Source organism: Luteibacter sp. P4_E6, from assembly GCF_056401535.1.
On sequence record NZ_JBFUJE010000160.1, the window covers coordinates 1 to 8,172 of the forward strand.

At 62.8% G+C, this 8,172-nt stretch carries 5 protein-coding genes; 2 read left to right on the plus strand and 3 right to left on the minus strand.

The window, feature by feature from the left end:
- A partial coding sequence (locus AC1DT2_RS11460) for a MurL C-terminal domain-containing protein (RefSeq protein ID WP_477296298.1) occupies window positions 1-241 on the plus strand: 241 nt, incomplete at its 5' end.
- On the plus strand, window positions 228-1,580 hold the full coding sequence (murD, locus tag AC1DT2_RS11465; protein ID WP_477296299.1) for a UDP-N-acetylmuramoyl-L-alanine--D-glutamate ligase: 1,353 nt from the start codon (window positions 228-230) through the stop codon (window positions 1,578-1,580). The genes AC1DT2_RS11460 and murD, both read left to right, overlap by 14 nt.
- 141 nt (window positions 1,581-1,721) lie before the next feature.
- On the opposite strand, the gene AC1DT2_RS11470 is transcribed toward murD, so the two are convergent.
- The 3 genes from AC1DT2_RS11470 to AC1DT2_RS11480 form a co-directional block, all read right to left on the minus strand.
- The gene (locus AC1DT2_RS11470) at window positions 1,722-1,985 is read right to left on the minus strand and encodes a flagellar biosynthesis protein (RefSeq protein ID WP_213948636.1); all 264 of its coding nucleotides are present in this window, start codon (window positions 1,983-1,985) and stop codon (window positions 1,722-1,724) included.
- Window positions 1,982-3,163 carry a flagellar hook-length control protein FliK gene (fliK, locus tag AC1DT2_RS11475; protein WP_477296300.1) on the minus strand — a complete coding sequence of 394 codons (1,182 nt, stop codon included), beginning with the start codon at window positions 3,161-3,163 and terminating at the stop codon, window positions 1,982-1,984. Before fliK ends, AC1DT2_RS11470 begins: the two co-directional genes overlap by 4 nt.
- A 110-nt stretch (window positions 3,164-3,273) precedes the next feature.
- Window positions 3,274-8,160 (minus strand): Tc toxin subunit A-related protein, encoded by a 4,887-nt coding sequence (locus tag AC1DT2_RS11480; protein ID WP_477296301.1) that lies wholly within the window; start codon window positions 8,158-8,160, stop codon window positions 3,274-3,276.
- Window positions 8,161-8,172: the final 12 nt, after the last annotated feature.

Here is an 8,172-nt window from a genome sequence, read left to right on the forward strand (position 1 = left end):
CCTGGAATACAAGGATCACAAGCCCTTCGAGTGCGTGGGCGAGGGTGCGGAAGCCCGCGCCGCGCTCGCCTCGCTGGCCGAGCGTCCGGAGTGGCGTGAAGACGCGCTCGTCGCGCGTTTCCGCCGTGAAATCCTGCCGCAGCTGGACAACGAGGAGCTCGCGCTCGAGCCGTGGTTGAAGCCAGGGGCGTCGCATCTGGTGCCGCAGCGTCTGATCGGAGCGCTGGATGCGTTGGGCTGATCTCGCCGGGCGTCGCGTCGCTGTCTGGGGTTTCGGTCGTGAAGGCCGTGCTGCGCTGAACGCGCTGGCGCGGCATCTGCCGGGCCAGCCCGTCGATCTGTACTGCGCCGCCGATGAAGTCGATGCGGCGCGTGGCGCTTTTCCGTCGGTGGTCGTTCGCGATGCCGCGCCAGATGCCGACGCGCTCGCCGGCTACGAGGTCGTGATCAAGTCGCCGGGAATCTCGGCGTACAAGCCGGAGCTGCTCGACGCTCAAACACGCGGCACGCGGTTCACTTCCGGTACCGCGCTGTGGTTCGCCGGACACCCGCAGGCGAACACCATCGCTGTCACGGGCACCAAGGGCAAGAGCACGACCTCGGCGTTGATTGCCCATCTCGCTCGCTCCCTTGGTGTGCGTACGGCGCTCGTCGGCAACATCGGTCTCCCCTTGCTCGAGCTGGACAACGAAACGGCAGATCTGTGGGTCATCGAGTTGTCGAGCTTTCAGACGGGCGAAGCATCGGGCGTGAGCCTCGGTGTCGTGACCAGCCTGTACGAAGAACATCTGGACTGGCACGGCTCGCGCGAGCGCTATATCGACGACAAGCTCAAGCTGCTGGCTTCGTCGGCGACGGTGCTGGTCAATGCGATGCAGCCTGCGTTGCTGGCCCGAGCGGCCGATCATCCTGCACGGCATACCTTCGGCGACACGGCACATTGGCACGTTGCCGACGGCTGGATTCGTCGCGGCACGGAAGACGTCATTCGTGCCGATCGCGTGTCGGCGCCCGGGCTGCACAATGCGATCAACGCCTGCGCGGCCCTGGCTGCCCTCGAGATCGTGGGGCTTGACGCTCGTGCGGCTGCACCCGCCTTGTCGAGTTTTGTTCCCCTGCCGCATCGCCTGCAGCCTCTTGGCAAGCGCGACGGCCTCGACTGGATCAACGATTCGATAAGTACGACGCCACTTGCGAGCCTCGCTGCGTTGGAAACCGTCGGCACCGTGCGTGCGGCGTTGATCGTTGGTGGTCACGACCGTGGACTCGACTGGACACCGTTCGTCGAAGCGATGCGCGTGCACACGCCCGAGGCGATCGTCTGCCAAGGGCGCAATGGGCCGCGTATCGCCGATGCACTCGAGGCAGCAGGCGTGCCCAACGTCTATCGCGCGCTCGATCTCGCCGCTGCCGTAGGGGCTGCCCGTGATGCTCTACGCGGTGAGGGTGTTGTTGTGCTCTCGCCCGGTGCGCCGAGTTTCGATCAGTTTCGTGATTATGCGGAGCGCGGCAAGCGCTTTGCCGAGCTGGCCGGCTTTGACGCCGAAGCGGCGCATATCCTGGGTCTCGGCGTCGACTGATCGCTTGTCGAGCGCGCCCCAATATATCTCGGTGCATAGCGAGACTTTGTTATCGCCGCAGGTTTTTTGTAGGAGCCGATTCATCGGCGATGGGTGCCAGCGATCACGACAGATCCAAGCGGCAACAGCAGGTCGTAACGATCAGTCCCGCGTGGCACTCAACAACGTTCCCACCACAGCCGCCAACGCCGCATACAACTCCGGCGGCACATCCTCACGCAACCGGACGGCTGCCAGCAACGTCGCAATCTGCGGATCCAGTTGCGGTGCCAGGCCAAGGGCCTGCGCGCGCTCCAGCATCGATTTCACGCCCGCGGCGTCGATCCGCTGGTTGCTGCCGTTGCTGGTGGGTGAGGCCAGACGAAGCGTCACGCTGCGTCGGGGTGACGGAAGGGACTGGGTCATGCGCGTGCTTCGAGCAGGACCGCGCTGTAGGCGCTGGTCGGGACGGGAAGGCCGTGCATGCACGCAAAATGATCGAGCTGCAGGCCGCTCTTTTCCAGCTGCCGGCGCAACGACATGAATTCGGTTTCCAGGCGCGACACGGTCTCGCCGTGCTGGGCCCACAGGCGCACCGAAACGCGCGGCACGCGGAGCTGGATTTCACCCTGTACGGCGCCGAGCGTCGGCGGGTCGATGGCGAAGCCCACGGTCCACATGCCGTCGGGCTCGGACACGCTCGGCTTGCCTTCTTCAATGCGCAGTTGCAGCACGTCGTAGCCGCGTACACCCGCCAGCGGAATCTCGATCATCCACAGGCCCGACTGCGGCTGGGATTCCAGCTGGCCGATCTCTACGCGGGAGATCGCCGCGCGCACGTCGCCACGCAACTGGGTGACCAGTTCGTCCACATTCTCTTCGGTCACCTGAGGCTCGGCCAGTCCCGTGGCGCGTGGCTGGGGGAACAAAGCACGCTGCGCCAGCGGCGGCGGTGTGTCGTTGAGCGGGCGCGCAGGCACCGAGCCGTCGCCGGGACGGGCAGCGGCGCGCGTGGCGGGAAGGTCGGCGAGGGTGCGACGAAGGGCGAGCAGGGCGGCCTTGAAGTCGTCGGCGGCCGGGGTCTCTTCTTTCGGTTCGGCAAGATGCGCTTCGAGGAAGGCGCCGCTCTTGGCGATGGCTTCCTTCATGCCGAGCGGTGTGCTTACGTCGTCCGGATTGCTGATCGCGGCCTCGAGCGTGGCCAGGGCGGCGCGGAGGGGCGCGGGAAGGGTCCGGGCGATCGGCCGGCTGGCCAGGGCGGAAAGGACGCCCAGCAGCTGGGCGTACCCGTTCTGCAGGGGCAGCCGCTCGCGCAGGCCCTGCATGGCGACCTGCTCATCCACCTTGCCGGGCAGCACTTCCAGCTGGGGCTGGGTGCCCTGGGTCAATACCTTGACCAGGAATTGTTGGGGCAGGGAGGTTCCGGCCGCGTCGGCCTCGACCGTCAGGCCGCCAATGTCGAGGAGGAGCTTGCCGATGTCGGTCTGGCCCATGATTCGGGCCGTAAGCAGGGTGCCCACGCGCCAGGTATCCGCCGCAGCGGTGGTGCCCGCTGCCGCGCCCGCCCAAAGCTGGGCAGCGATACTGGTCGGCTGGATGATCAAGGGCAGGTCCTCCCGAGGGCCTGGGCGAGTCCGGCTGGGCGCGCTCCTGTGCTTAGAGAATCGGCCGCACCCGTAAGAACTTTAGGGGGCGGCCGACGAGCGATGGTCTTTCACGGGACGACGACAGGGATAATGAGGGTCGGGTCGTTGTCGGAAGGAGTCAGCTTGATACGTAACGCAGCCGACATCGTCTCCACGTCGCCGCGTTCGACGACATACGTCACGAGCGCAATGTTCCCGGGAAGCATGCCCGCGTAGCTCTTCAAGCTCCCCGGCAAAGAGGTAAATCGAGATCCGTCCCGCGGGATTTTCTTCCAGGCGTCGGATAAGACGCGCTTCTTTGTCAATTCGTCAGTCACAGCCACGTAACCGAAGTCCCCCTCTATGAATCCCTGGTTGCCCGGTATGGTCACGTAGACCGTTCCATCTTCGAATTCGATGGTTGGCGCGACATAGGGGGGTGTGGTGCCGGATACCGGCTTCGAGGCGTCAGGTTTTGGAGTTGGGACGGGAGCCGGAGAGGGTGCGGGTTTCGGCGTAGGCGTCGGAGCCAGCGGAGTGTCCGGAGCCGCGTACGTAGCATCCACCTCAAGCCGAATCGACTCCCGCACCCTCGGCACCTGCCAGCCCATCAGCTGGACCGTGGTTTTTCCCCGATACGTACCGAACGGCAAATCGACGTTGTCCTCGGCGCTGATGACGGCACGTAGCGAGGTGGAGCTCGTGTGATCCCGGCCAGGCGCGTCTAAGGGCTGGTCCCACGCGGTGTATACCGGGTAGCCTTTCGCTGCAATCACTCGGCGGAACAGCCGGCAGCGACTGGTCCGCTCCTTGCCGTTGGTGTCCACCACCGGGACGTTCAGGAGCTTCGCGGTCCCCTTCAATGAGAGGGATGTGGGGCCTTCCCCGGCGGACGTTGCGACATAAGCGTAGTCGCATGACAGCAACGGATCGGGATTGCATGTTAGCAGGGCGGAGACCACGTCCATCTGCACCCTCAGCGTGGAGCATCGCGGAAGGTCAAACATGAGCCCGGGGAAGGTTTCCGCATCGGCTTCACTGTCCCCTGCGGAAAGGCCAACTTTCAGGGCGATTCGTAACTGTGCGAAGTCGCCGAGTTCGTCGAGGTAGCTGAGCGGTATCGTGACACGCACGCCGTCCTTGACCTCCTGTTCGGTGATGACCTCGGGCGGCATGCGAAGGGGGAGATCTTTCGGGCTGCCATCAGCCTTGGTTCCCAGGCAGCGCATCCAGATGGCCTGGCCCTTCTGGATGTAGGGCCACGGCTCGACGGTGATGATGGCGCCGTCCGGAGCGTCGCGCCGGTCCAGGGCGTTGTTTACCAGATCCGGCGTTACCCGGGGCCTCGGATAACTCAATAAATTCAACTGTGCAGCTGTCGGTAACTTGACGGGCGTCGAGGGCGATGTGGTCGGTTCATCGCCGATGACCTTATATGAGACCTCGATCGATTCGCCTGCGTGACTGGCGATCATCGCCGGTTCGATGGGAATACTGACCCCTTTCCCTTTCCATGCCTGTGCTGGCATATCGACGATGCTTTCATCGGCCATCTTGTAGCTGACGATCACAGCGCTGTTAACCGGCAAGCGGGGTTGAGGCGCAATGGCGACGTAGATGCCGACGACCTTACCGACGGTCACTCGCGGCGCGGCGAAGGTCAGCGGGCGTGGTTCGTCGCTGACGAGGTCGGCGTCGGGGTCGCGGCTGGGTTCAGCTGGCGGCGTCACGTCCGACTTCCGAAGCGCTCTCACCGCGTCGGCAAAATCAGTGCCGCCATCATCTGCGGTGTAATCCACCGTAAGAAGGATATCTTCCAATAGCCAGGTGTCGTCACGCTTCAGAATGCCCAGGAGTTCTTCCCGATCACCCGGGAAGGAGAGGGTCCAGTTCGAGATGGCGCCCGTGCCCTCGAAGGGGAGGTAGCGGTCATCACCGAACAGCAGGCTGAAGAGGCCACTGTAGCCGTCGATATCCACAATCGGCTTGGTTGTGGATACGGCGACCTTCTGTTCACGTCGCAGGTTGGTCCTGACCGAGTCGTGTTCTGGTTTACTGTTGTCGTAGATGTATCGTGCCCCTTCGATCGCCGGCTCGAACAGGACGTCGTTACGGGTCTGTATCAATACGGCTGCGATGCTCTTCACCTCGCTGGAAGTGGCCAGCTTGATACTCAGGGACACATTAACGATCTGACGCAGATAGTGACCGGGGAAGTCGGCATCGTAGAGTTCGGACGGAAGGGCGAATGTAATCTCACCTGTACGCTCTATCGTCGAACCCAAGGTCCCCGCATCGACCTTCTTGATATCGACAAGCGAGAACGATTTACGGATATGCATGCGCCGCTCGCGACCGCGCAGGTAGGCTGCTTCCATCTCGAGAAGATCACGCTGCAAGGCGTCGCCGGCGAGCATGCCGCGCCAGTCATCCATCCACGCGTCGCGTCGTACGAACTCCCTGTTGAAGTCACCGGTTTCATAACGCCAGCCGTCCTGGGCGGCGAGGCATAGCGACATGACGGCATCGTAAGCCGACGCATAGATGTCGGATAGATGGGCGATCATCCAGACATAGGTGGGGCCGATCGCAAAGCCCGTGGTCATGAAGGTATATTCCTCCTTCATCACTGCTTGCTGGGCCAGGACTTCCGCCACTGCAAGCTCGCCAGAACGGATAAGGATGTCCTGCTCGGCGAGCTGGCTGTTGATGATTTCCAGCTCCTGTTTAGCCTGCTCGGCTTCAAAGTCCCATTCCTTGGCGCGATACCTGATATCGGCGAAATAGCGTAGCTCGTCCTTGATCGCGTCAGCGGCGTCTCCCATTCCCAGGATGCCCGCTGCCACGCCTTCAGCAGGTGCCCCGATGCGGCACCCGCCCACCGACATGCCAAAGATGTTCGGTGTTGTGTCGAGACACTTGCCTGAGACCATGAACGGAATCGCGTAAATCTTGGATACCGCAGCGCCGGCTCCCAAGAGCATGGATATCCTCTCTTCCGGCAGGACGAGCTCTTCATACAGCCCTTGGTAGTAGTCGTGCCGCTTCTGAAGGGCGACCTTGCTCGTTACCATCGTCGCCCGTACGGCTCGTACATGCTTCAGTGCCTCCCTTTGGGTTCGCAACGTGAAGTCGGAAAGGTTGATCAGATTTCGCTGCTGCAGTACGCCCAGACCGGCGTTGTACTCCTCCTCGTAGGTGTGGAAGAGTTGGCGCCCCATGTCGATTAGCTGTTGTACGGCTTCCTTGGCCATTGGCAGCACGTGCTTGAATCGATAGGGCGGGACATTGATGCGCCCGCGGCGTGCTTCCCCGGAGCGCATGCCGGTGCGCTGGCTGCCTATCAGGTCAAATTCGTCCGCTGCTCCATAGAGATCCAGCTGCATGATCTTGCCATCGATGGTCAACCCATGGCGAAGGTTAAACATCCGACTCTCGAGCAGGTCGCGCGTCTGCGTCAGCACGGTGTTTACTGGTGGAAGGAAGTGCGACGCCCGTGTCTCGGTGAGCGTCGGCAGGCTGGGTGTTGCGGTCGTCAGGCGTTCGGGTAAAGGACCCAGCAGAGCCAACGCCCTGCGGTAGTGGTTGCCGGCTTCGGCCACGCCGTCGCGTGTGAGTTGGCGATAAAAGTCATCGCCCTGCTGACGCCATAGCTCGACGACGAACATCAGCATGGCCTTGCGATAGCGCTCCGGCTCGGCATAGGCGAATGTCTCGATATCCGTGGTGAGCGTGTTCGCCTCGAGTTTGAGCGCAGCGTTGGGCATGGTCAATGGACGGCTGTGCCAGAACGGGGGCATCAGCATGTCGAGGTTTCCGGCGGCGTCGTAGGGATCGAACAGGTGCCGCGTGCACCACTCGAGCGACTCGCGATACTGCCGTGTCGAGCGCAACTTCCATGCCACCAGCGTGGGCAAGTGCATGAACAGTTCCCAGAAATAGAAGCCGTTCGCGCCGTGGAAATCGACGGTGCCATCTTCCGTTCCGGGGGCCATCCGCGGCGCGGGAAGCTGTTGGGTTTTCCAGTCGAGAAGGTCCTGTGGTGAATTGGTGGCCAGCGCCGCGAAGCGCATGCCGAGCAGCGTATTCAGGCGAATGGCGTACGCATGCGTGGGAAGCGCGTAGGATTTGTTTGACGCGCGACCCGCGACCTCGGTCAGGTCCAGGTAGTGGACCTGGTAACGATTCTGGATGAGGCGCGCCGAGGCGACGGCGTCGTCGACCGCGTCCGCGCCATGGGCCCCTTTAGCGCGCCCTTGCTCCTGCAAGTTGTACTGGCGAGTGATGGAACCGAGCATCTCGGTATCGTCATCGGCATATACCTCGAGCTTGAAAGTGTGTGGATTCGTGGCCTTGCTCACGGGGAATCTCGCGGTGATGGCGCGCGAGTGGTCGGTGCCGTCCAGGACCACGGTCGTCTCGGCGAGAACGGCGTTGCCAACTTGCGTCGAGACCATGAGCCGCGCGAACGTATCCCGATGTGCATGCTTCAACGCCACGAGCTTGACGATATCGATGCCCGACGGCACGGTGACTCCGTTCGTGGCGAAGCAAGCGGCCTCCTTGGCTACGTATTCATCCACCACGTCGTAGCGCGCCCAATCCTTAGCTCGCCGGATCAGCCATGACACGGGCTTTTTGTCGTGGGTCCAGTAATAGCTGCTGACGCCGATCCTTGCGCCGAACTCGTCGTAGTCCATGAGTGGGTCGCGTGCGAGCTGAGCACGAATGGGAGCGAAGGCGGTGGGCTTGGCTTCGATCGCGGCTGGAAGATCGGCGAGGCCTAGCTTCTGGAGGACGTAGTTGTCCTCGGTTGAAAGCGTGACTTTCACGCCGTCGCTCGGCGTGCCGCCGCGGAGGACGAGATGTGCGGAGCCGAAGGGCTTGCCTGTCGATGGGTTAGCGGTTTTTGCATCCTTTCGCAGATGTGCCGTCGAAGAGAAGATGCTTTTTCTCCCACGTTGGGTGGGGTCCACGTAGTCTATTGT